General features: G+C 59.1%; 20 protein-coding genes. 6 read left to right on the plus strand and 14 right to left on the minus strand.

The genetic code is table 11. The annotated features are described in order from the left end of the window. Positions 1-55: 55 nt before the first annotated feature. Both ACR0AG_RS00380 and ACR0AG_RS00385 read right to left on the minus strand, forming a co-directional pair. On the minus strand, positions 56-709 hold the full coding sequence (locus ACR0AG_RS00380; RefSeq protein WP_480835270.1) for a DUF938 domain-containing protein: 654 nt from the start codon (positions 707-709) through the stop codon (positions 56-58). Continuing rightward, positions 709-1779: an NAD(P)/FAD-dependent oxidoreductase gene (locus tag ACR0AG_RS00385; RefSeq protein WP_480835272.1), complete on the minus strand. Its 1071-nt coding sequence runs from the start codon at positions 1777-1779 to the stop codon at positions 709-711. The genes ACR0AG_RS00380 and ACR0AG_RS00385 overlap by 1 nt, the downstream gene beginning before the upstream one ends. A gap of 161 nt (positions 1780-1940) precedes the next feature. Here ACR0AG_RS00385 and ACR0AG_RS00390 point away from each other — a divergent pair, with 161 nt between their 5' ends. Both ACR0AG_RS00390 and ACR0AG_RS00395 read left to right on the plus strand, forming a co-directional pair. Then, positions 1941-2363, plus strand: coding sequence for a hypothetical protein (locus ACR0AG_RS00390; RefSeq protein WP_480835274.1), 423 nt, complete (start codon positions 1941-1943; stop codon positions 2361-2363). A 3-nt stretch (positions 2364-2366) separates the two neighbouring features. Next, the gene (locus ACR0AG_RS00395; protein ID WP_480835276.1) at positions 2367-3599 is read left to right on the plus strand and encodes an HlyD family secretion protein; all 1233 of its coding nucleotides are present in this window, start codon (positions 2367-2369) and stop codon (positions 3597-3599) included. A gap of 237 nt (positions 3600-3836) precedes the next feature. On the opposite strand, the gene ACR0AG_RS00400 is transcribed toward ACR0AG_RS00395, so the two are convergent. The 8 genes from ACR0AG_RS00400 to xdhA all read right to left on the minus strand — a co-directional run bounded on the left by ACR0AG_RS00400 (position 3837) and on the right by xdhA (position 14419). After that, complete coding sequence (locus tag ACR0AG_RS00400) at positions 3837-4829, minus strand: NAD(P)H-dependent flavin oxidoreductase (protein WP_480835278.1); 993 nt, start codon at positions 4827-4829, stop codon at positions 3837-3839. A gap of 170 nt (positions 4830-4999) precedes the next feature. Beyond that, the gene (locus ACR0AG_RS00405; protein WP_480835280.1) at positions 5000-6073 is read right to left on the minus strand and encodes a BMP family ABC transporter substrate-binding protein; all 1074 of its coding nucleotides are present in this window, start codon (positions 6071-6073) and stop codon (positions 5000-5002) included. 31 nt (positions 6074-6104) lie between these two features. Continuing rightward, positions 6105-7025 carry an ABC transporter permease gene (locus ACR0AG_RS00410; protein WP_480835282.1) on the minus strand — a complete coding sequence of 307 codons (921 nt, stop codon included), beginning with the start codon at positions 7023-7025 and terminating at the stop codon, positions 6105-6107. Between the two features lie 3 nt (positions 7026-7028). Beyond that, a complete protein-coding gene (locus tag ACR0AG_RS00415; protein ID WP_480835284.1) occupies positions 7029-8111 on the minus strand; it encodes an ABC transporter permease in 1083 nt (360 codons plus the stop codon). A 62-nt stretch (positions 8112-8173) separates the two neighbouring features. Then, the gene (locus ACR0AG_RS00420) at positions 8174-9691 is read right to left on the minus strand and encodes an ABC transporter ATP-binding protein (RefSeq protein WP_480835286.1); all 1518 of its coding nucleotides are present in this window, start codon (positions 9689-9691) and stop codon (positions 8174-8176) included. Then, positions 9688-10623 (minus strand): xanthine dehydrogenase accessory protein XdhC, encoded by a 936-nt coding sequence (xdhC, locus tag ACR0AG_RS00425; protein ID WP_480835288.1) that lies wholly within the window; start codon positions 10621-10623, stop codon positions 9688-9690. The genes ACR0AG_RS00420 and xdhC overlap by 4 nt, the downstream gene beginning before the upstream one ends. Beyond that, positions 10623-13025 (minus strand): xanthine dehydrogenase molybdopterin binding subunit, encoded by a 2403-nt coding sequence (xdhB, locus tag ACR0AG_RS00430; protein ID WP_480835290.1) that lies wholly within the window; start codon positions 13023-13025, stop codon positions 10623-10625. Before xdhB ends, xdhC begins: the two co-directional genes overlap by 1 nt. Then, positions 13022-14419 carry a xanthine dehydrogenase small subunit gene (gene xdhA / locus ACR0AG_RS00435; protein ID WP_480835292.1) on the minus strand — a complete coding sequence of 466 codons (1398 nt, stop codon included), beginning with the start codon at positions 14417-14419 and terminating at the stop codon, positions 13022-13024. The genes xdhB and xdhA overlap by 4 nt, the downstream gene beginning before the upstream one ends. Positions 14420-14758: 339 nt before the next feature. On the opposite strand from xdhA, the gene dnaE reads away from it, so the two are divergent. Then, positions 14759-18259: a DNA polymerase III subunit alpha gene (gene dnaE / locus ACR0AG_RS00440; RefSeq protein WP_480835294.1), complete on the plus strand. Its 3501-nt coding sequence runs from the start codon at positions 14759-14761 to the stop codon at positions 18257-18259. Positions 18260-18302: 43 nt separating this feature from the next. On the opposite strand, the gene ACR0AG_RS00445 is transcribed toward dnaE, so the two are convergent. From ACR0AG_RS00445 to ACR0AG_RS00455, 3 genes are all read right to left on the minus strand, one after another. Continuing rightward, on the minus strand, positions 18303-18698 hold the full coding sequence (locus ACR0AG_RS00445; RefSeq protein ID WP_480835296.1) for a hypothetical protein: 396 nt from the start codon (positions 18696-18698) through the stop codon (positions 18303-18305). Between the two features lie 129 nt (positions 18699-18827). Further along, positions 18828-18992, minus strand: coding sequence for a hypothetical protein (locus tag ACR0AG_RS00450; RefSeq protein ID WP_480835298.1), 165 nt, complete (start codon positions 18990-18992; stop codon positions 18828-18830). 10 nt (positions 18993-19002) lie between these two features. Then, a complete protein-coding gene (locus tag ACR0AG_RS00455; RefSeq protein ID WP_480835300.1) occupies positions 19003-19197 on the minus strand; it encodes a SlyX family protein in 195 nt (64 codons plus the stop codon). A 125-nt stretch (positions 19198-19322) separates the two neighbouring features. Between ACR0AG_RS00455 and hisS the strand changes: the two genes are divergently transcribed. Genes hisS through hisG form a run of 3 tightly spaced genes read left to right on the plus strand, consistent with a single transcriptional unit; the run spans position 19323 to position 22588 of the window. Continuing rightward, complete coding sequence (hisS, locus tag ACR0AG_RS00460; RefSeq protein WP_480835302.1) at positions 19323-20810, plus strand: histidine--tRNA ligase; 1488 nt, start codon at positions 19323-19325, stop codon at positions 20808-20810. A 3-nt stretch (positions 20811-20813) separates the two neighbouring features. Further along, positions 20814-21902, plus strand: coding sequence for an ATP phosphoribosyltransferase regulatory subunit (locus tag ACR0AG_RS00465; RefSeq protein WP_480835304.1), 1089 nt, complete (start codon positions 20814-20816; stop codon positions 21900-21902). Then, the gene (gene hisG, locus ACR0AG_RS00470; protein WP_480835306.1) at positions 21899-22588 is read left to right on the plus strand and encodes an ATP phosphoribosyltransferase; all 690 of its coding nucleotides are present in this window, start codon (positions 21899-21901) and stop codon (positions 22586-22588) included. The genes ACR0AG_RS00465 and hisG overlap by 4 nt, the downstream gene beginning before the upstream one ends. On the opposite strand, the gene ACR0AG_RS00475 is transcribed toward hisG, so the two are convergent. Continuing rightward, entirely contained in the window at positions 22585-23016 is a 432-nt protein-coding gene (locus ACR0AG_RS00475; protein ID WP_480835308.1) for a DUF1489 family protein, read from the minus strand. The two genes, hisG and ACR0AG_RS00475, sit on opposite strands and share 4 nt — an antisense overlap. Positions 23017-23096: the final 80 nt, after the last annotated feature.

Consider the following 23096-nt stretch of genomic DNA (forward strand, 5'->3'; position numbering starts at 1 on the left):
TTGACGGCGGTGGCCAGGTTTTGGCCGCCGCCACGCCTAAATTTGGAATTTTGACTCAGAAATCCGGATTTTTGGCCAAAAATGCCAGATTGTTTGCAGGCATTTCAACGATTTCCTGAATTTCCAGTCCGTTCGCGTGCAACAGATGCGCGATATCGGTATCATTTTTGTACCCGATATCCGGGTTCTGTCCCACCAACGCGTCATGAAAACGCCTATCGCCATCGCTGGTCAGCTTTCCGTCTCGCTTGAACGGGCCGTAAAGCAACAAGGTGCCATTTGAGTTCAAAGCGAGAGCTGCTTCGGTGATCAGGCGCTCAACTTCGGGAAAACTGATCAGGTGCAGCAAGTTGATCAGAACGATCAGGTCCATATTGCCGTAGGTCTTGTGCCAACCATTTGCCAATGCATCGAGATATACGGCATTGGCGACGTTAGGCAGGTCATCGGTGTAGGCTTTGATACTTGTCAGCCTTTCGGCCTCTACCTCAGAGGGGTGCCAATGCAGATCTGAGCAGCGCTGGGCGAATTGGCGCACATGCTGGCCAGTACCGCTGGCGAGTTCCAATGCAAGGCCGTTTTCTGGGGCGATCCGCGCGACAAGATCAGCCAGCACCTGCCCATTGCGCGTCGCAGCGGGTGCGACCAGCCGTGAACCATTGCCCTTGGTCGCAACGTTGGCGCTTGAGGGCAGTTTTCGGTTTGTCATCACCGCAGCCTTTCCAGGCGGAGCTGGTCAACAATCGCACGATCCAGCGCCGTCGGGTCGCCAACCGTAAGGTCCGCAACCAATTGCGATGCGGCGGGCGCGGTCTGGAACCCGTATCCACCCTGTCCAGCAGACCAGACGAAAGACGCATCCTGTGGGTCCGGGCCCAGAACCAATGTTCCATCTGGCGCGAAGCTGCGCAGCCCTGCCCAGTTGCTTTCAACACGGGTGACCGGTTCAGACACCATTTCCTCATATCTGGCCAATCCTTCGGCCAGTACCATGTCATCTGCATAGGCATCATGCGGAGTTGTCGGTTCCGCCTCGGCGGGTGAAACAAGAAGCTTGCCGGCGTCAGGCTTTGCGTACCAACTTTCACCTGCACCGATCATCAAGGGCCAATGCCTCAGATCATGCCCGGCAGGGGCCGGGATCCTGGCGATTGATCTGCGGCGCGGCGAAATGCCGATCGGATCGATACCCGCCATCGCGGCGACTTCGTCTACCCAGGGCCCGGCTGCATTGACCAGGATTTTCGCAGTGAATTCTTCGGTCGCTTTGACAATCCAATCCTTTGCCTTGCGAATCTCGGTCACTTTTTGTCGGGTGAAAACCGAGCCGCCATTGGCGCGGATGGTGCGGGCAAAATCCTGGATCAACCGGTCGGTGTCGATGTCGAGAGCTGAAGAGGTTAATCCTGCAAAAGCAACGGCTTCGGGGTTGAGGATCGGAACCCGTTCAATCGCTTGCTCTACCGTGATCTGTGGCATTCCAAAACCGGCAAGATCGCTGTGAAACAGGTCAGCCTGATCCGACCGCCCCAGCAGCATCAGCCCACGCGGCGTCAGATAGCCACCCGCCTCAGAGCGCAAAAAAGCCTCGCCCGCGCGGCTGAGCGCATTGACAGAGGCTGGACCGTAATTGGGTTCAAACAAGGCAGCCGATCGCCCCGAGGCATGATAGCCCAGGGCGTCTTCGGCCTCTAATACAGTGACTTTTCCGTGCGCGGACAGGCGCGCACCTGCACTTATCCCGGCGATTCCGCCACCGATGACCAGAAAATCAATCATAGCTGGCGGTTCCTTCAATGCGCGTGTGGTGCTGATCAATGGATTGCATCTTGTTTCCCGTGGTCTTCAATTGATGGTCTCATAAGCTGCGAAACTATAAGCAGCCTTGAATTTGGGCTTCAACCCGGTCAAAGAAGTATCAAAACGAACAGGAGAGCAAGGTGAACGCCGCAGACCTTCATCCAATGGCCACAGGGCATATTCCCAAATATGTCGTCGCAGCTGATGGCAGCGATTATCTCTTTACCGCGATGGTTATCTTCTTCGTCGTTCTGGTGGTGCTGATTGGGGTCGGATACCTCACGTTGCACTCGGTGCCAGAAAAAATGGCCCATGAAAACAACCACCCTCAGTTTCAGTTGGTGGGTATTCTGGCGTTGCTGGCCTTGTTCACACATAACGGGATTTTCTGGATCGCTGCCATCTTGGTCGCCGGGTTCCAGTTCCCCGACTTTGCGACCCCGCTTCGAAATATCGCCGATGCGATCAAGGGTTTGGGTCAACCACCGACCCCCGAACCGGTGCCCGAGGCTCCTGTACCCGCTGCGCCTGCCCCGGAAATCAATGAAGGGCAGGAGCAGTAAGCCATGATTGAAACAATGCTCTGCGCCCTGATCACGGTGCTGCCTGATTATCTGTATCGCCGCTTTGTTCAGGGAAAACGAATTGGGCACGAGATTACGCTGTTCACCATGTGGTATGAACTGCGTTGGGGCCTGACAACTTGCGCCATTCTGGCCCTGACCGTGATTACGACACTCTTTTATTTCCACCCTTCAAGCAGCACCGCTGCGTCGTATTTCCGGACGGTGACGATCCTGCCTCAGTTGGGTGGACGGGTGTCAGAGGTTTATGTGCGCAACAACGAAACCGTAGTTGCCGGGCAGCCGATCTTCCGGATCGAGGATTATACGCAAAAGGCACAGGTCGAATCCGCTCATGCACAGATTGCGCAGGTTCAGGCGTCGTTGAAAGTTGCGCAAACCGATCTTGCCGAGGCTGAGGCAGGGATCGCCGGTGCCAAGGCATCGCTGGACCAGGCACTAGAGGATCTGGAGCGGAACACGACCTTGCGGGACGAAGGCTCCAGCGCGGTGCGATTGGCGGAAATCGACAGGTTGGAAAACCTGGTGGCTGAGCGCCAGGCCCAGGTTACCGCGGCTCAAGCTCAGCGCGCCGCGGTTACACAACAGATCGAAGAACTGATCCCGGCCCAGCTGGTCAGTGCAAACGCCCAGCTCGATGCGGCCCTGACCGAGCTGGACAAAACAGTGATCAATGCCGGAGTGACCGGTCGGGTTGAACAGTTTGGCCTGCAGGTGGGCGACTATGTCAGCCCGCTGCTGCGCCCTGCGGGAATTCTGGTGCCCTCAAATTCCGGTCACGATCGGTTTCAGGCCGCGTTCAGCCAGCTCTCGGCGCAGGTTATCAAGCCCGGCATGATCGCCGAACTTGGCTGCATGACCAAACCGTTCACCGTGATGCCAATGGTCGTGGTTGAAGTGCAGGATGTCATCCCATCGGGTCAGATCCGCCCCTCGGACGAGCTGCGCGATGTGCAGAATAACACAGTCCCGGGGTCGATCCTTGTCTATCTGGAGCCGCTCTACAAAGGCATGTCGGATGACATCCCACCAGGCAGTAACTGTCTGGCCAATGTCTACACCGACAACCATCACAAGCTTGAGGATGAAAGCCTGGGCTTCTGGCACAAGGCCTTTTTGCACGTGGTCGACACAATCGGCGTGGTCCACGCCGCGGGCCTGCGCTTGCGCCTGATCCTGATGCCGGTAAACGAATTGGTGCTGACCGGGCATTGATCTCAACGCCCTAGGGCGTTGCCGTTACAGCGTGTCATTTGCGTGATGGTCTGACCCGTCAGCAATTGGGTATCGAAATGCCCCTGGCGTTCTAGCGATGTCAGGTTGCGGGCCGGATCTTCGCTCCGCAGTCGTTTGCGTTTGGTGCAGCAATGCTTTTCAACGAAATCTTGTAGACAGAGTTTTCTGTCTCCGACGTCGTCTGCTCCGACGCCTGTTTCTTCATACTTCGTGCTATCAGCGACAATTAATGCGCTGCAAAGTGAGTTCCGCTTGATTGACTATATCGAGAACTATTTCGCGGGCACCTTGCACTTCCTTGACCATCGACACGCCTTGCCCGGCCCACATTGAAATTGCCTCGATATCCCCGGTTAGGTCTCCGGAAGGTGATTTACTTTGATATCTTAAGACTTCGCCTCCGTTTGAAGTCGAGGCGACGACATCTCCTTCACCGGGTCTTTGACCAAGCGGAAGGCGACCAGAGTCTTCCCACATTTTGGTTGTGCTATTTTTCAAGACTCTATGAGGAGCATCTGGCCAACCGATATCGAAGAGATCGTCAAAATGGGCCGTATCATTCTCCGAAGCTGCTATGAGTTGAGAAAGATAGTCTGGGTGAACGTTTGCCTCAGATGCTGCAAGAAATCTGGTTCCGACCCAAACGGCCGAGGCACCCAAGGAAAGCGCTGCCGCCAATCCTCGTCCATCTGCAATTCCACCGGCTGCCACAACCGGAACATCACCGACAGCATCAACGATTGCCGGTATCAGTGCCATGCTGCCAACGGTTCCACGTACATGTCCACCTGCTTCCCAACCTTGGGCGCAAATAGCATCTGCCCCGAGATCGGCAACAGATTTCGCATCTGCGGCGTCACCTGCGCTGTAGATGATTTTCGCCCCGCCCGATTTAGCATGAGCCAAAAACTCTCCAGGCGGTTGCCAGAACAGTGAAATTATTTCGACGCCTTCCTCCAGGCAAGCGTCTAGGTGCTCCATACTTGGGAAATCCATATTCAGATTCACACCAAATGGTTTGTCGGTCAGCTGCTTGATGTTGCGCACAGACTTCCGAAGGTCATCTACGCTGACATGCCAAAGTGGTGCCAACCCGAGCCCACCCGCATTGCTGACTGCGGCGACCAATGCGTCTGAAACCACGCCCGCCATGGGTGCTAAAACAACCGGATGCTCAATTCCGAAAATTTCGCAGAAATTTGTTTTCATGGCTTAGTTTCTCTTTGGAAAGACGCGGTTTTTTATAAATTTTGCACATGCTCTCAGGGATTCAAAGCGGAACTTCGAATACATCGCAGCATCCGGAACTTTGGGCTCAAGGCGATCAAAAAAGGCCCGCAAAAACTGCGGGCCTTTTTTGTTGATTTCTAGATCAGTTGCTACTGCGGAATTTCGCCTTCCAGCCCTTCGACATAGAAGTTCATGCCTGCAAGGGTGCCGTCGTCGGCCACTTCGCCTTCGGCCAGCCAGTCACTGCCGTCCTGCTTTTTCAGCGGGCCGGTGAACGGGTGGTACTCGCCAGCGGCCATGGCGGCTTTCATCGCAAGTGCCTCTTCTTTTACATCGGCGGGAACGCGGTCGGAGATCTCGCCGATTTCAACCATGCCTTCCCGGATACCGTCCCAGGTGTTCACGGTTTCCCATGATCCGTCCATGACGGCCTGAGTACGCGCAATGTAGTAGGGCGCCCAGTTGTCGATGATCGAGCTGACGCGCGGGAAGGGGGCGTATTCGCTCATGTCCGAGGCCTGACCGAAGGTCACGACATTGCCGGCCTCTTGCGCGGCTGCCTGCGGCGCGGTCGAGTCGGTGTGCTGCAGGATCACGTCCGCGCCCTGTTCGATCAGGACGGTGGCCGCGTCAGCTTCTTTTGCGGGGTCAAACCAGGTGTAGGCCCAGACGATCTTGAACTCGACATCCGGGTTTACCTTTTTGGCGTGGATATAGGCCGAGTTGATGCCGCGGATCACTTCGGGGATCGGATAGGATCCGATGTAACCGACGATGTTCGATTCCGTCATCTTGCCCGCGATGTGGCCCTGAACGGCGCGGCCTTCGTAGAAACGTGCCGAATAGACCGAAACGTTGTCTGCGGTTTTATAACCGGTCGCGTGCTCGAACTTCACGTTCGGGAACTTCTTGGCCACGTTGATGGTGGGATCCATGTAGCCAAAGGACGTGGTAAAGATCAGGTCCGCGCCTTCCAACGCCATCTGAGTCATGACGCGTTCCGAATCCGGCCCTTCGGGAACCGATTCAACAAAAACCGTTTCGACCTTGTCGCCGAAATGCTCCTCAACCGCGAGGCGGCCCTTGTCATGTTCATAGGTCCAGCCGCCGTCGCCGACCGGTCCGACATAGACAAAGCCAACCTTGGTCTTGTCCTGGGCCATGGCGCCCGTCGCCAAGCCGAGCGCGACAGCTGCGCCCGTCAAAAGTGATGCGAATTTCATATGTTACTCCCCTAGTTGGTTCATTTGGCCCCTAGTTTGAGGCATGGAAGATTCGGCCCAAAGATGCGGGTGCGCTGCTCTTGTCGGCCGAAAGGATTACAAGCACAAGGATCGTGATGACGTAGGGCGACATTGCCAGATACTCGACCGGAATGGCAACGCCTGCTGCCTGCAAATTAAGCTGCAACACGGTGATGCCGCCAAACAAATAGGCGCCCAGCAAGACACGCCACGGTTTCCAGCTGGCAAAAACCACCAGCGCAAGGGCAATCCAGCCGACACCGGCCGTCATCCCCTCGGTCCATTGCGGCACGCGGATCAGACTGATGTAGGCCCCACCCAGCCCGGCACAGGCCCCGCCGAACAGGATCGCCAGGATGCGGATCTTGATCACCTTGTAGCCCAACGCATGCGCCGCATCGTGGTTTTCACCCACTGCGCGCAGGATCAGCCCAATGCGAGTGAACTTCAGCACCGCCCAGACGGCTGCGGTCAGAGCGATGCCGAGATAAAGGATCGGGTCATGTTGGAACAGGATCGGTCCGATCACAGGGATATCGCTGATCACAGGGATATGGATGTCGTCCATGCTGGGTGGTTTGATACCCACATAGCCCTGACCCAACAGGGCGCTGAACCCAAGGCCAAACAGCGTCAGCGCAAGACCGCTGGCGACCTGATTGGCCAGCGCCACCTGCGTCAGCAAAACGAACAACAGCGACAGCACCGCCCCGCCCAACGCCGCTGCGATGAACCCCAGCCAGGGTGAGCCGGTCTCGACCGAGATCGCAAAGCCGCTGATTGCACCCACGATCATCATGCCTTCGACGCCCAGGTTCAAAACACCTGCCTTTTCCACCACCAGCTCTCCGATTGCGGCAAGCAATAGCGGGGTCGCGGCCACCATCAGCGAGGCCACCAGCAGTACCGGGTTGATTTCACCTAGATCCATGGGTCACACCGCCTCTGTCCGTGCCAACCGAATTCGGTAATTGGTCAATATGTCTAAGGCCAGCAGGAAGAACAGCAGCATCCCCTGGAACACCTGAATGGCTGCGGCAGGCAATCCAAGCTGGGATTGCGCGATCTCACCGCCGATATAGGTCAAAGCCATCAGGAAGCCGGCCAACAGGATGCCTACCGGATGCAACCGGCCCAGAAAGGCCACGATGATGGCCGTAAATCCATAGCCCACGTTGAAATCAATGCTGACCACGCCGGACGGCCCCGAGACTTCGAACATGCCGGCCAGCCCCGCCAGCGCGCCGGACATACCCAGACAAAACAGGATCAGCCGGGCAGGGTGGACACCTGCAAACTTGGCCGCGCGCGGCGCCTCACCGGTCAGACGGATGTGAAAGCCCAGCATATGCCGGTTCAACAGAACATAGGCAAAGATCACCGCGATCAAGGCAGCAACCACGCCCCAGTGCATGCCTGATCCCGCGAACAATTCTGCATTATGGGCGCTTTCATAGGCTTGCAGATTGCGTGAACCCGGAAACCCGAACCCTTCTGGGTTCTTCAACAGCCCCAATGAGGCTGAGGCCAGCATCTGTTCCGCCACATAGACCAGCATCAGCGACACAAGGATTTCGTTGGTTCCGAAACGGACCTTCAAAAAGGCCGGGATCATCGCCCAGATCCAGCCACCGAATGCGCCGGCGAGGATCATGATCGGAAAGATATACCACGCCTCCAAGGGGTAAAACGCCAGTCCGGCGCCCGCGCCAAAAAGCGCGCCCATGATATACTGACCCTCGGCCCCGATATTCCAGATCCCCGCGCGAAACCCTAGCGACAGCCCGATGGCGATCAGCACAAGCGGCGCGCCTTTCACAAGCAATTGCGGGCGGTAGTAGAACGAAAACTCGCCAAACAAAGGCTCCCAGAATATGGTGCCAATCGCCTCGACCGGGTTCTTGCCCAATATGGCGAACAGTATTCCGCCAAAGATCATCGTGGCCAGAACCGCGACCAAGGGAGTGGCGTAAGACCATGCTTTTGACGGCTGTGGCCGTTTCTCCAACATTATCATTCGCTTATGACCTCAGTTCTTCTTCTCGTTGCAAATACGGCCGCCGGAGGCGGTTGATCGCGTCAGACATGCGCAACCTCCATCCCATGGGCGCCACCCATCATCAGGCCGATCTCGTCCACCGTCAGACCCGTGGTTTCACGCGGCGCGCTCAGCCGCCCTTCGTTCAGCGCAGCAAAGCTGTCCGAGATCTCCATCAATTCATCAAGATCCTGGCTGATGCAGATCACCGCCGTTCCCTTTGCGGCCAGATCCAGAATGGCCTGACGGATCGCAGCCGCGGCGGCTGCATCCACACCCCAGGTCGGTTGGTTCACCACCAGAACCTCGGGGTTTTGCAGCACTTCGCGGCCGATCACGAACTTCTGCAGGTTTCCACCCGAAAGCGACCGGGCGGCGTTTTCCGGCCCCGGTGTGCGCACGTCAAAGGCCTTGATGATCCGCTCGGCAAAGCTCTGGGTCTCGGCCCATTTCAGAAAGCCATTGCGTTCCAACCCCTCGCGAACCGACCCGGTCAACAGGGCGTTTTCCGTCAGGCTCATGTCTGGCGCTGCCGCGTGGCCCAGACGTTCTTCGGGCGCGGTGAGCACACCCAGCTTGCGCCGCGCCGTAGGCCCCAGCTTGCCAATGTTCTGCCCGTTGAACTTAATCGCATCAGCCGCCGTCAGGATTTCACCCGAAAGCACGCCCAGCAATTCGTCCTGCCCGTTACCTGCCACGCCGCCAATGCCCAGTACCTCGCCCTTACGGACAGTCATGTGCACGTTTTTCAAGGCGGTGCCGAATTCAGAAGGCGACGGCACTGACAATCCGCTGACATCCAGAGCGACCTCGCCAAATTCACGCCCAGAACGCTCGGGCGTTTGCAAGGTCGATCCAACCATCATTTCGGCCATGTCACGGGCCGAGGTTTCAGACGGGACGCATTCGCCCACATTCTTGCCCAGCCGCAGGATGGTCGCGTGGTCACACAGGGTGCGGATCTCTTCCAGCTTGTGCGAGATATAAAGGATCGAGGTGCCCTCGGATCGCAGCTTGTTCAGCGTTTCGAAAAGGATATCAACTTCTTGCGGCGTCAGCACGCTGGTCGGCTCGTCCATGATCAACAGCTTGGGGTCTTGCAGCAGGCAGCGGATGATCTCGACCCGCTGACGCTCGCCCGCGGACAGATCGCCGACCGTGCGGAACGGGTCCAGTGGCAGGCCGTAGGTCTCTGACACCTCACGAATACGCGTTGCCAAATCGCCCATCGGGGGTGGGTTTTCCATGCCAAGCGCGATGTTTTCGGCCACGTTCAGCGCGTCAAACAATGAAAAGTGCTGAAAGACCATTGCGATCCCATCGGCGCGGGCTGCGCGCGGCTCGGCTGGCGCAAAAGGCTGACCGCGCAATACCATTGTGCCGCTGTCGGGTTTGACCAGGCCATAGATCATCTTGACCAGTGTGGATTTCCCGGCGCCGTTTTCGCCCAGCAGTGCGTGAACCTCACCCTCGCCAATCGTGAACGAGACCTGATCATTGGCCACAACACCGGGGTAAGCTTTGGTCAGCCCTTCGAGGCTTAGCAGCGGAGTATTCACGCGCTCAGGTCCTTCTTCAACTCGTTCCGTTCAGCAGGCCGCAAAAGCTGTGCGGCCACGCCAACAGCAATCATTTGCGGGTGCTTGCCCAGGCTCGGGTCCCCGATCGGGCAGGTGATCCGGGCAATCCGTTCGGGCGAATGCCCCAGGGCCGCCAGCCGCGACCGGAATCGCGCCCATTTCGTAGCCGACCCGATCAGCCCCGCAAAGCGGAAATCATGCAAAAGCAGCCTGTTGCACAATTCCAGATCCAGATTATGCGAATATGTCAGCACCAAATGCTCGGCATCGCGCGGGGCATGAGGCACCAGCGTTGCGGGCTTCTGGGCGGGTAACACCGTTACGCCGCTGGCAGGTGCTGTGGGAAAACGCTCGGGCCCGGTATCGACCCATGTGATCGCAAGTTCGGGAAGCGGTGACAACACATCGACCAAGGCGCGCCCGACATGGCCCGCGCCCCAGATCCACAGATTGCGGGTCGGTTGATGCACAGGTTCAACCATCCACCCGTCGATCAGCTGAGCGTGCGGCATCACCCCCTGGCCGCGCCCTTTGGCCAAAAGACGTTTGACCGATAGGGGCATTACGGACCCATCCGCGGATCGCGCGATAACCTGTGGCCCCAGCGCGTTCAGTCTGTCGAGGTCATAAACCTCGCTCAGCAAGGAGATTGCCCCACCGCAGCATTGCCCCAGCTCAGGGCCCAGCGCGTGGTGGGTCAGGCGCGTTGGTACGGATTGCCGTCGCGCCGCCTCGGCCGCTTGAAACTCCAATGTACCGCCGCCAATGGTGCCGCTTTGCCCGCCCGGCCAGATCAGCATCGCGGCCCCCACCTCGCGCGGCGATGATCCCTTGATCGCGGCAATGGCCACGCGGGTCACCGTTCCGTGGGTTTGCACCGCATCGCGCAGCGCCAGCAGATCAAATCCCATCAGGCACCTCCCTTGACCCGCTGGACACCGCGCCAAACTTCTTCGGCAGTGGCGGGTGCGTTCAGGGCCGGGTAATCACCACCGCAGGCCTCAACCGCGTTGCTCAGCGCCAGCCAGGCGGAAATACCCAGCATGAAGGGTGGTTCGCCCACCGCTTTGGAGCGATAGATCGTCTCTTCCCGGTTTTCGGCATCCCAAAGGGACACGTTGAAGATGTCAGGCCGGTCCGAACAGGCCGGGATCTTGTAGGTTGAGGGCGCATGGGTGCGCAGGTTGCCTGTGTCATCCCAAACCAGTTCTTCGGTCGTCAACCAACCCGCGCCCTGCACATAGCCACCTTCGACTTGCCCGATATCCAGCGCTGGGTTCAGCGAAGCGCCCGCATCATGCAGTATATCGGTGCGCAGGATGCGGTTCTCGCCAGTGAGTGTATCGATGGCGACCTCGGTAACAGAGGCTCCGTATGCGAAATAGAAAAACGGGCGGCCCCGTCCAGCGATCCGGTCCCATTCGATTTTGGGGGTTTTGTAGAACCCGGTTGCCGACAGGCTGATGCGGCCCTGATAGGCGATAGCCGCAGCTTCGGCGAAGGTATAGCGTTCCGCCCCGACCGAGACTTGACCGTCGGTGAACGCGACCGCCGATGGATCGGCCTGGTGCCGTTCCGCCAGATACTCGGCCATCCGGTCGCGGATCGTGTCGCAAGCCGCTTTCACGGCCATCCCATTCAGGTCGCTACCCGAAGACGCCGCTGTGGCCGAGGTGTTGGGCACCTTGGCCGTGTCGGTTGCGGTGATCTTGACCATCTCAAGCGGGATGCCAAAGCGCGACGCAGCCACTTGCGCGACCTTCTGGAACAGGCCCTGACCCATCTCGGTGCCGCCATGGTTCAGATGAACCGAGCCGTCCTGATACACATGCACAAGCGCTCCGGCTTGATTGAGATGGGTCAGCGTGAAGGAAATCCCGAACTTGACCGGTGAAAAGGCGATGCCTTTCTTGATCACGCTGTTATTGGCGTTCCATTCCGCAATGGCCGCTTTGCGCGCGGCATAATCGCTGGAGGTCAACAGGGCATCGGTCATGCCGTGCAATTCGAAATCGCTGACCACCATGCCGTAGGGCGTGGTGTTGCCGTCTGCGGGCAGGGGGCGTATCGGGGCGTTACCGGTTTCGACGGCTCCGCGGCTGGTCAGGTCTTCGTGCGGGTCGGGATGGCCCAGCGGTTTTTCGTGCTGCGGCTGATCGGCCACCTTGTGCGCCGGTTCGTAATAATTCCGGCGACGTAACTCGACTGGGTCCAGACCAAGCTCATGCGCGGCGTGGTCCATCACCCGTTCGATACCGACCATACCCTGCGGACCGCCGAACCCGCGATAGGCGGTGGCGGATTGGGTGTTGGTCTTGAGCCGGTGGCTTTCAATCCGCGCGTTGGGCAGCAGATAGGCGTTGTCGGAATGCAGCATGGCCCGATCAGCCACGGGCAGGGACAGATCCTGGGCCCAGCCGCAGATCGCATAGTGATGGAACGAGACGCCCTGGATATGGCCATTTGCATCAAACCCGGCCTTGTAGGCAATGCGGAAGGCATGGCGCTTGCCGGTGATGATCATGTCGTCGTCACGGTCATAGCGCATCTTGCAGGCCTTGCCTGTCGCGCGGGCGGCTACGGCGCAGGCCACAGCCAGCGCGTTGCCCTGACTTTCCTTACCTCCGAAACCACCACCCATCCGGCGGGTTTCGACCCGCACGGCGTGCATCGGTACGCCCAAGGCATCCGCCACCTTGTGCTGAATCTCGGTCGGATGCTGGGTGGAGCTGTGAACCAGCATGTCGCCGCCTTCATTTGGTAGCGCCAAAGCAGCCTGACCTTCCAGATAGAAGTGTTCCTGCCCGCCCAGTTCGAATGTACCTTCGATTACATGGGATGCGCTGGCGATGGCAGCGTCGGCATCGCCTTTGGCATAGATACGCGGGCCGTCTTCGAACCGGCTGTCGGCGGCCAGCGCTTCTTCGATGGTCAGGATCGGGGCCTCTTCGACATAATCTATCTGGGCCAGACGTGCAGCTTTGCGCGCCGCAAGATGGCTGCGTGCGACGACCAGAAAGACCGGTTGGCCGATATAGTGCACGGTGCCGTCAGACAACAACGGTTCGTCATGGATCGAAGGCGAGACATCGTTGGCAAAAGGCAGATCTTCTGCCGTCATCACCCCGACGACCCCCTCGGCGGCCTTTACAGCCGACAGGTCCATTGCGTTGATCCTGCCCTTGGCAATCGGGCTGAGGCCAAAGGCCAGATGCAGCGTGCCCTTTGGTGTCGGGATATCGTCAACATACCGGGCAGAGCCCGAGACATGCAAAGGCGCGGCGTCGTGGGGAAGGCGCTTTGTCACGCTCATGCCGACACCTCCAGCACGTTTGTGACCTCGCCCTGATCCTCAAGGAAGTACCTTTCAAGCATCGCCTGGGCCGTGGCCAGCCGATAGGCGGCTGAGGCGCGCATATCTGACAACGGGGTGAAATCCTGTGCAAAGGCCGGAAGGGCGGATTGAACGGTTTCGTGTGTCCAGGCTTGGCCGGTTAACGCGGCCTCCACTTGCGATGCCCGTTTCGGGATGCCTGCCATGCCGCCGAACGCGATGCGCGCCCCGGTGACGGTGCCACCTGAGACGGAGACATTGAAACAGCCACATACGGCCGAGATGTCCTGATCGAACCGTTTGCTGAGCTTGTAGACCTTCAACCGGTCGGCCTGACGCGGGAAACTGACGGCTTCGACGAATTCACCCGGCGCGCGGTCTTGTTTGCCGTAGTCGATGAAGAAATCCTCAAGCGGCATGGACCGGCGCGTGTCGCGTTTGCGCAAGTGCAGGGTCGCGTTCAGCGCGATCAGGGCAGGCGGGTTGTCCCCGATGGGAGAGCCGTTGGCGATATTGCCGCCTACAGTTGCGGCATGGCGGACCTGAACGCTGGCATAGCGGCGGATCATCTCGGCATAAGAGGGGTGCAGGTCAGTCAGCGCATCGCCCATGCGGTTCATATCGACCATGGCTCCGAACCGGATTTCATCGTCCGTGATGGCGATCTGTTTCAGGTCGTCGCAGCGGTTCAGGAAAATCACCTTGTCCAGATTGCGGAGCTGTTTGGTAACCCAGAGGCCAACATCGGTGGCCCCGGCGATGAGCGTGGCTTCGGGATGGTCTGCGTAGATGGCAGCCAATTCATCGGACGAGCCAGGGAGAGAGGAGGGCTCTGACCCCTGGCCTGCGGCCTCCCCCCGAGGTTTTTTTGAACAAAAGAAAGACTGGTCGTTGGTGATCCATGTTGGGACAGGGTGGGATTCGGCGGCTTGGGCGGCGCGGATGATCGGGGCGTAGCCTGTGCAGCGGCACAGGTTTCCCGCCAACTGAGTGTCGTGGTCGGTTACGCCATTGGCATGGCCTGCCACCATCGACATCACGAAGCCGGGGGTGCAGAAGCCGCATTGTGAGCCATGCAGGTCGACCATCGCGTGTTGCACCGGGTGGGGTTCGTTGTTCGGGCCGTTCGCCCCTTCGACGGTACGGATGGCTTTGCCGTGCAGTTGGGGCAGGAACAGGATGCAGGCATTCAGGGCCTTGGCCGTGCCGTCTTCGGTGACCATGACGGTGCAAGCGCCGCAATCGCCTTCGTTGCAGCACTCTTTCGTGCCGGTCAGGCCGCGATCTTCGCGTAGCCAATCCAGCAGGGTGGCTGTCGGATCAACATCCGCCAGCTCCACTGTCTCTCCGTTCAGAAGAAACGTGATGTTCATTCGAGAAACCCGTCGCGTTACCCGGTTGCGCCCCTGTGGCCCTCCTTCGATGCGACGTAGAAAGAGTGGCGGGCGAAGTGCTTGCTGTCAGATGTTAGAAACAGCCTAACCGGTCTGGCAAGAAAAACTGCCTTTTTGGTGTACCATTGTAGCCAAAGGTCGTGCCAAGTGAAATGCGAGGGGCTTCCATCCTTCTGAAAGAAAAGAATTTTCAAGAAGAAAGCGAGAGAATTCCGAAGCACCTTCTGGAAATCCCGAATAATCATCGGTGTTCTTTCAGGTGGCATATGACGGCGGTTTGCGCTTTTGCAGCACGGCGGACCGGGATAGCGTGAGGGGATGAGCAGTACTCCCCGATTCATTCACCTTCGCGTTCACACCGAATATTCCCTGCTGGAAGGCGCCGTCAGGCTGAAAAAGCTACCGGGCCTGTGCGAGCAGATGGATATGCCTGCTGTCGCGGTGACCGATACGAACAGCATGTTTTCCGCGCTTGAGTTTTCTGTCACCGCCAGCGGCGCTGGCGTGCAGCCGATCATGGGCTGTCAGGTTGATCTGACCTATGTCGAGGCGCAGCCGGGCGAAAAGCCCAAAGCGCCCGCACCCCTTGTTTTGCTGGCGCAATCCGAGGCGGGGTACGAAAACCTGATGAAGCTCAGCTCGTGCCTTTACGTGGACAAGGGCGGGCAATTGCCGCAGGTGACGCTTGCAGAGCTGTCAGAACGGTCCGAGGGCCTGATCTGTCTGACCGGCGGACCGGATGGGCCAGTGGGCATGCTGCTGCAACAGGGCCAGCGCCCCAAGGCCGAAGCCTTGGTTGATCGACTGGCCGCGCTTTTCCCTGATCGTCTATACATCGAGCTGCAGCGCCACCCCGACGAAGGCGGCCAGCCCGAGGCCGAACGGCTGACGGAACGCGGCCATGTTGAGATGGCCTATGCCAAGAACCTGCCGCTGGTCGCCACCAATGACGTCTATTTCCCGACCTCTGATATGTATGAGGCGCATGATGCGCTGATTTGTATCGCCGAGGGGGCTTATGTCGACCAGCAGGAGGGCCGCCGCCGCCTGACGGCGCAGCATTACTTCAAGTCGCAACAGGAAATGGCGACTTTGTTTGCCGATCTGCCGGAAGCAATTGAAAACACGGTTGAGATTGCGCGCCGCTGCGCTTTCATGGCCTATCGCCGCGATCCGATCCTGCCGAAATTTGCCGATGATGAGGTGGCTGAGCTGCGGCGCATCGCCAATGAAGGCCTGCAGAAACGTCTTGCTGTGATCCCTCATGCGGTGAGCGCGGAGGAATATCAGGAACGGCTGGATTTTGAGCTGGGCATTATTGAAGGCATGGGCTTTCCCGGCTATTTCCTGATCGTTGCAGATTTTATCCAATGGGCCAAGGACCACGACATTCCTGTCGGGCCGGGGCGGGGCTCGGGCGCGGGATCGCTGGTGGCCTATGCGTTGACGATCACTGACCTTGACCCGCTGCGGTATTCGCTGCTGTTCGAACGCTTCCTGAACCCGGAACGGGTCTCGATGCCCGACTTCGATATCGACTTCTGCATGGATCGCCGCGAAGAAGTGATCCGCTATGTTCAGCAGAAATATGGGCGCGACAAGGTGGGGCAGATCATCACCTTTGGTGCGTTGCTGTCGAAGGCCGCCGTGCGCGATATCGGGCGGGTGTTGCAGATGCCCTATGGGCAGGTGGATCGCCTGTCCAAGATGATCCCGGTGGAAGGGGTCAAACCCGTTTCCATCGAGAAGGCCTTAAAAGACGAACCGCGTCTGCGCGAAGAAGCGCGCAGCGAAGAAGTGGTGGATCGCCTGTTGAATTATGGCCAGCAAGTCGAGGGATTGTTGCGCAACGCCTCGACCCACGCCGCTGGGGTTGTGATTGGGGATCGCCCGCTGGACGCGCTTGTACCGATCTATCAGGATCCGCGATCCGACATGCCGGCGACCCAGTTCAACATGAAATGGGTGGAGCAGGCCGGGCTGGTGAAGTTCGACTTTCTGGGCCTGAAAACCCTGACTGTGATCCAGAACGCGATGGATCTGATCTTCAAATCCGGGCGCGATCTTCACATCGCACCCGATGGCACCGAGCTTTATGAGCCTGCCGAAGGCGCGGTGAATGAGATCAACGCCATCCCTCTGGATGATGAAGCGACGTATAAGCTCTACTCAGCAGCCAAGACGGTGGCGGTGTTCCAGGTGGAATCCTCGGGCATGATGGATGCGCTCAAGCGGATGAAGCCGGATTGCATCGAGGATATCATCGCCCTCGTCGCGCTCTATCGTCCCGGCCCGATGGAGAACATCCCGAAGTTTTGCGAGGTCAAAAACGGGCTGAGCAAACGCGACACGCTGCACCCCTCGATCGATCATATTCTGGACGAAACCCAGGGTATCATCGTCTATCAGGAACAGGTGATGCAGATCGCGCAGGAAATGGCGGGCTATTCCTTGGGCGGTGCAGACCTGCTGCGCCGCGCGATGGGTAAGAAAATCCAAGAGGCGATGGATGCTGAGCGGCCCAAATTCCTGAAAGGCGCTGCCGAAAATGATGTGGATGAGGCCAAGGCGACCGAGGTCTGGAACCTGCTGGACAAGTTCGCCAACTATGGCTTCAACAAATCCCACGCGGCGGCCTACGCGGTGGTCAGCTATCAGACCGGCTGGCTGAAGGCGAACCACCCGGTCGAGTTCATGGCCGGTGTGATGAACTGCGATATCCACCTGACTGATAAGCTGGCGGTGTATTTCGAAGAGGTCCGCAAAGGGTTGGAGCTGCCCTATGTTCCGCCTTGTGTGAACCGGTCTCAGGCAACCTTTGACGTGGCCGACGGGCATCTGGTCTATGGGCTGGGCGCGCTGAAGAACGTGGGCGTCGAGGCGATGAATCTGGTCGTTGAAGGGCGCGCCGACAAACCCTTTGTGAACCTCTTCGATTTCGCGCGACGGGTCGATCTGAAGAAGGTCGGCAAGCGCCCGCTTGAAATGCTGGCACGGGCAGGGGCGTTTGATGAGCTCGACAAGAACCGCCGCCGCGTGTTCGAAAGCCTTGATCCGCTGGTGCAATATTCTGCGGCGATCCATGAGCAGAAGAACTCGAACCAGGTGTCTCTGTTCGGCGAGGCAGGCGACGACCTGCCCGAACCGCGCCTGTCGCTGTCGCCAGACTGGCTGCCTGCGGAACGTCTGAGTGAAGAGTTCAAGGCGATCGGCTTTTATCTCTCAGGTCACCCGCTGGACGACTATATGCCCGCGCTGAAACGCAAACAGGTGCTGACATTAGATCAGGTAACGGAAAAGGCGCGCTCGGGCCCGTTCATCGCCAAGATGGCGGGTGTTGTCGCCGGTCGGCAAGAGCGTAAGTCCGCACGTGGCAACCGCTTTGCCTTTGCGCAACTGTCTGATCCCGCCGGGGCCTATGAGGTCACACTGTTTTCGGAAACGCTGGAGAAATCCCGCGAGTTTCTGGAAACCGGCGCGCATGTTGTTCTTACGGCTGAGGCAACGCTGGAGGCCGATCAGTTGAAGCTGTTGGCTCGATCTGTCGGGCCGGTGGACTCGGTCGTGGCAGAAGCAGGTGCCACGGGTCTGCGCGTTTTCATTGATGAGGCTCAGGTGATCCCGACCGTCGCCAAAGTGCTGGACGATGCCGAGGCCGCGGCGCAGAGGGTCGCGAAGGGTCCGGTGCAGTTCTGCCTGATGGACCCGACCTTGCCGGGCGAGGTCGAAATGGATCTGGGCCGCGAATTCCCGATCAACCCGCAGATCAAAGGCGCAATCAAGTCGCTGGAAGGCGTCATGTCGGTTGAGGAGATTTAAGGGTTGTCGCGCTGCTGCGGTTTGGGCGTTCTGACGTGACATGTCAGAGTACGCCCACAGTGCAGCGCACCAGCCGCCAGCTTTTATCCAGCCCGGCCTGTTTCAGGCCGCTTGCAAGGCGATCGGACAGAAAGAGAAGGCCCGGAACTTTGGGATCCAGCCAGATATCTGGACCTTCGATAGCGCCGGGCGCAATAACTAGTTGATCCTCTTGTCCTGCTCTCGGTAGATAGACTAATCCTCCAGCTCGACAATTCAGTGGAGCCCTATAGTCGCCCTCTGGACCGAGTGCTTCATAGTTGCCAATCGCTCGCTTGTTGCCCACGTTAACAAGGGAATACGACTCGCTGGTCGTAAGGCGCGTTTCTTCCGAATCCATTAAGGTTATCGGGTGGAAAACCGTCTCTCCAAGATCAAACTTCTCCAATTCGAGTACCATGGTTTCGGAAACCAATGGAAAACCCCCAGCGCTGATAAATGGCGCGGAGTTAAACTCAGGTCGCGTATTGAAGTACCAAACGTCGCCAACCTGCTCAGGCGTCAGTATGTTACCCCGTTTCCAGCCGAGTTACGATTCTTTCAGCATGCGCTTTGACCACTCAACGCGTTCGGCGGTCTGTTGCTCGCGCCATAGCCGCGTGAATTCCTTGCGTATGATCGCATCGATTGCACTGCTGTCGTTCAAGGTTGTACAAACCCAGACGCAGGGATCAGAACCGGCCTCATTTGTCATTGCAATCCCCTCAATAATGCGGCGGGCGTTCGTCGCCGAAGACCATTCCGCCCGAGCCTTCTTGCGCCCGTTCGGCCTCGCGCTGCAACAACATCTCGACACGGCGAGTCAGGCGGTCGATCTCGCCCTGTTGGGCTGTGACGACCGTGTTCAGCTCTTCGACCGTGCGGGTCAGGTGGGCGATCTGTTCTTCCAGATGCTGCATGGGGGTCTCCTTCCCTGCCGGTCATAACGGCCCCTGCGGCACAAGACCAGCGAAAGCGCGCCTTGCCCCGATGCGGGCCATGGGATAGACCGCGCGGCGAAGATGACCCGTGAAGGACGCCCCCGATGGCCAAGCCCAAGAAACAGCCCCGCCCCAAGGCCGTAACGCCGAAAGGGTTCCGTGACTATTTCGGCCAGGAAGTCTCGCAGCGCACCGAGATGCTGCGGACGATTGCGGGTGTCTATCATCGCTATGGGTTCGATGCTTTGGAAAGCAGCGCGGTGGAAACCGTTGAGGCGCTGGGCAAGTTCCTGCCCGATGTCGACCGCCCGAACGAGGGCGTGTTTGCCTGGCAGGAGTTCGATGAAGGCGGCAATGGCGATTGGATGGCCCTGCGCTATGATCTGACCGCGCCCTTGGCCCGCGTTTTCGCGCAGCATCGCAACGATCTGCCGACGCCCTATCGCCGCTATGCGATGGGTCCGGTCTGGCGCAACGAAAAGCCGGGACCGGGTCGCTATCGTCAGTTTTATCAATGCGATGCGGACACGGTTGGCACGGCCAGCATGGCCGCAGACGCCGAGATCTGCGCCATGCTGTCAGATACGCTGGAAACCGTGGGCATTCCGCGTGGCGACTATCTGGTGCGGGTCAACAATCGCAAGGTTCTGAACGGCGTGCTTGAGGCGATGGGGTTGGGCGACGACGCCGCCGCCCGCGACAACGTACTGCGCACCATCGACAAATTCGACAAGGTGGGTGAGGCCGGTGTGCGCGAGTTGCTGACCAAGGGCCGGTTGGATGCTTCGGGCGCGTTCATCGACGGTGTTGGCCTGAGCGACGATCAGGCCGAGCCGGTGATCGCGTTTCTGACCTCCAAAGCAGCCGGCACCGCTGGCACTTTGGCCAATCTGCGTGCTGCCGTGGGTGACAGCAAGATCGGCGCGGATGGTATTGCCGAGTTGGAACAGATCGGCTCTCTGCTGGATGCAGGTGGGTATGGCTCGGATCGGATCGAGATTGACCCATCCGTCGTGCGGGGTTTGGGTTATTATACCGGACCGGTCTATGAGGCCGAGCTGACATTCGAGATTTTCGACGAGAAAGGCCGCAAGCGGCAGTTCGGATCGGTCTCGGGTGGCGGTCGCTATGACGATCTGGTCAAGCGTTTTACCGGGCAGGAAGTCCCCGCAACCGGCGTTTCGATCGGTGTTGATCGCCTGCTGGCAGCGCTGCGTGAAAAGGGGCGTCTGGATGCACAGGCGACGGGCCCCGTGGTTGTGACCGTGATGGACCGCGACCGTATGGCCGATTATCAGGCGATGGTGGCCGAGCTGCGCAACGCGGGTATCCGGGCCGAGGTTTATCTGGGCAATCCCAAGAATTTCGGCAATCAGCTGAAATACGCGGATAAGCGAAACTCTCCCATTGCGGTGATCGAAGGCGGTGACGAAAAGGCAAATGGCATCGTGCAGATCAAGGACCTGATCCTTGGGGCCAAGATTGCGGAAAGCGCCACGCTGGAGGAATGGAAAGAACGCCCCAGCCAGTTCGAAGTGCCGCGCACTGATCTGGTCGCCAAGGTGCGCGAAATTCTGGACAGTCAGGACTGATCCATGCCGAACCGTTCCCAAATCCAAGCCCGTGCCGCGATGATGCGTGTCCGGTTCGAGGCTGCGGGCGCTCAGGTTGTTGATACGCCCCTTTTGCAGCCCGCCGAGATGCTGTTGGACCTCTATGGCGAAGACATTCGCGCGCGCGCTTATGTGACCTCGGACGCGCTGCGGGGCGAGCAGATGCTGCGCCCGGATTTCACCTTGCCCGTGGTGCAGATGCATATGCGCGAAGGGGCCGAGCCCGCGCGCTATACCTATTCGGGCGAGGTGTTCCGCCGTCAGGAACATGACCCGGATCGGGCCAACGAATACATTCAGGTCGGGTACGAAGTGTTTGACCGCGACGATCCCGCCGGTGCGGATGCCGAGGTGTTTTCGCTGTTCGCCCTGCAATTGCGTGGCTTGCCGTTGCGGGCCGCGACAGGAGATATCGGCATTCTGACAGCAGCGGTGCAGGGGTTGAAAACCACCGACCGTCGAAAGGACGCCTTGATGCGGCACATCTGGCGACCGCGCCGGTTCCGCATTCTTCTGGATCGGTTCGCGGGGCGCAAGCCGGGTCCCGAGGGGCGGGCCGACCTTTTGGATGCCACGGATCCTCTGGCCTGTGACGCACCGATGATCGGGAAACGCCGCGCGTCCGAGATTGCTGCCCGGATTGAGGCGCTGCGCGAAGATCGGGATACGCCGCCGATTTCCGACACCGAGCTTTCGGGGCTTGAGGCCTTGCTGACGGTGCGCGAAACCATGCCCTTTGCGCTGGAACAATTGCGCGACGTGGCGGTGGACCTGCCACAGATCACCCCGGCCTTGGACCGGCTTGAGGCACGGATCGCCTCCTTGCAGGCGCGCGGTGTGGATGTCGAGCGGCTGGATTTCGAAGCCGCGTTTGGTCGCACGTCGATGGAGTATTACGACGGTTTTGTTTTTGGTTTTTACGCCGAAGGCCGCCCGGACCTGCCACCGGTTGCAACCGGCGGGCGCTATGACGCGCTGACCCGGCAACTGGGCGATGGGGCCGAAATCCCGGCCATTGGCGGTGTCTTGCGCCCGGACCTGATGCTCGAAATCGAGGAGGGTGCGCTATGAGCCTGAAACTTGGCGTGCCGTCCAAAGGCCGGTTGATGGAGAAAACCTTCGCGTGGTTCGAAAAGCGCGGGATTACGTTGTCGCGCAGCGGATCAGACCGGGAATATGCGGGCAAGGTTGAAGGGATCGAGGGTGTATCACTAGTGCTGCTGTCCGCGGGTGAGATTCCGCGCGAACTGGCGGCCGGGCGTATTCACATGGGCGTCACTGGCGTTGATCTGGTGCAGGAAAAACTGCCGCGTTGGGAACAGCAGGTCGAGGAGATTGCGCCGCTTGGGTTCGGCAAAGCGGACCTGATCATCGCAACCCCCGCTTGCTGGGTCGACGTGGAAACGCTGGACGATCTTGATGCAGCGGCGGCGGCCTTTCGCAAGGCCCACGGCCACCGTCTGCGCATTGCCACCAAATACCACCGCCTGGTGCGCGAGTTTCTGACCGATGCGGGGGTCGCGGATTACACTCTGGTCGACAGTCAGGGTGCGACCGAAGGCACGGTGATGAACGAAACCGCCGAAGCGATTGCCGATATCACCTCAACCGGGGAAACGTTGCGGGCGAACCACCTGAAAATCCTGTCGGACGGGTTGATCCTGAAATCGCAGGCGACCCTGTGGCGCAGCCGGGTGGCGAAATGCGACCCTCAGGAAAAGGCCGTTCTGGCCACGCTGTTGGAGCGATTGCGTTAAAGCACGCCAATATCAGCTAAGGCGCGGTTCAGATCGTCGGGCAGGGCGTCGTCCTCTTCGCGGGTTTTGGGCAGGTCGGCGGGGGTGTCTTCCGGTTTCAGATAGCGCCAGCCCTGAAAGGGCCGTTTCAGCGCGTTCTGGGTCCGATGCACCTCTGGGTCCAGCACGATGGCACAGCGGCGAATACCATCCTCGCCGCGCACCTCGTCCAAGCGCAGGATGCGCTGGCGGCACTGCACCACGCCCTTGATCACCCAATAGATTGATCCGCCATTCAGAATCTCGGCCTCGCGCTTGGGCCACATTCGGGTGACGTGGCGCGGGCAGCCATCCTCATAAAGCGGTCTGCGACTGTCCTGCCACGCCATCAGCGTGTCGACGCTTTCCGAGCCGACCGAAAGTTTGATGAGATTTATGTACTTATCCACAGCTTTCCCACAGAGTCGTCCCAAGCGCTATCCCTATATTGTAGCTCTGATAGGACGTTCATCAAGGTGTTGTGGTTTAG

Source organism: Ruegeria sp. H6, assembly GCF_056532975.1.

What these genes read in the sequence shown, in the direction of transcription:
- ACR0AG_RS00380 (WP_480835270.1), bottom strand. Translation starts at nt 709, where the DNA reads ATGACAAACCGAAAACTGCCCTCAAGCGCCAACGTTGCGACCAAGGGC.
- ACR0AG_RS00385 (WP_480835272.1), bottom strand. Translation starts at nt 1,779, where the DNA reads ATGATTGATTTTCTGGTCATCGGTGGCGGAATCGCCGGGATAAGTGCA.
- ACR0AG_RS00395 (WP_480835276.1), top strand. Translation starts at nt 2,367, where the DNA reads ATGATTGAAACAATGCTCTGCGCCCTGATCACGGTGCTGCCTGATTAT.
- ACR0AG_RS00400 (WP_480835278.1), bottom strand. Translation starts at nt 4,829, where the DNA reads ATGAAAACAAATTTCTGCGAAATTTTCGGAATTGAGCATCCGGTTGTT.
- ACR0AG_RS00405 (WP_480835280.1), bottom strand. Translation starts at nt 6,073, where the DNA reads ATGAAATTCGCATCACTTTTGACGGGCGCAGCTGTCGCGCTCGGCTTG.
- ACR0AG_RS00410 (WP_480835282.1), bottom strand. Translation starts at nt 7,025, where the DNA reads ATGGATCTAGGTGAAATCAACCCGGTACTGCTGGTGGCCTCGCTGATG.
- ACR0AG_RS00415 (WP_480835284.1), bottom strand. Translation starts at nt 8,111, where the DNA reads ATGATAATGTTGGAGAAACGGCCACAGCCGTCAAAAGCATGGTCTTAC.
- xdhC (WP_480835288.1), bottom strand. Translation starts at nt 10,623, where the DNA reads ATGGGATTTGATCTGCTGGCGCTGCGCGATGCGGTGCAAACCCACGGA.
- xdhB (WP_480835290.1), bottom strand. Translation starts at nt 13,025, where the DNA reads ATGAGCGTGACAAAGCGCCTTCCCCACGACGCCGCGCCTTTGCATGTC.
- xdhA (WP_480835292.1), bottom strand. Translation starts at nt 14,419, where the DNA reads ATGAACATCACGTTTCTTCTGAACGGAGAGACAGTGGAGCTGGCGGAT.
- dnaE (WP_480835294.1), top strand. Translation starts at nt 14,759, where the DNA reads ATGAGCAGTACTCCCCGATTCATTCACCTTCGCGTTCACACCGAATAT.
- ACR0AG_RS00445 (WP_480835296.1), bottom strand. Translation starts at nt 18,698, where the DNA reads ATGGTACTCGAATTGGAGAAGTTTGATCTTGGAGAGACGGTTTTCCAC.
- ACR0AG_RS00450 (WP_480835298.1), bottom strand. Translation starts at nt 18,992, where the DNA reads ATGACAAATGAGGCCGGTTCTGATCCCTGCGTCTGGGTTTGTACAACC.
- ACR0AG_RS00455 (WP_480835300.1), bottom strand. Translation starts at nt 19,197, where the DNA reads ATGCAGCATCTGGAAGAACAGATCGCCCACCTGACCCGCACGGTCGAA.
- hisS (WP_480835302.1), top strand. Translation starts at nt 19,323, where the DNA reads ATGGCCAAGCCCAAGAAACAGCCCCGCCCCAAGGCCGTAACGCCGAAA.
- ACR0AG_RS00465 (WP_480835304.1), top strand. Translation starts at nt 20,814, where the DNA reads ATGCCGAACCGTTCCCAAATCCAAGCCCGTGCCGCGATGATGCGTGTC.
- hisG (WP_480835306.1), top strand. Translation starts at nt 21,899, where the DNA reads ATGAGCCTGAAACTTGGCGTGCCGTCCAAAGGCCGGTTGATGGAGAAA.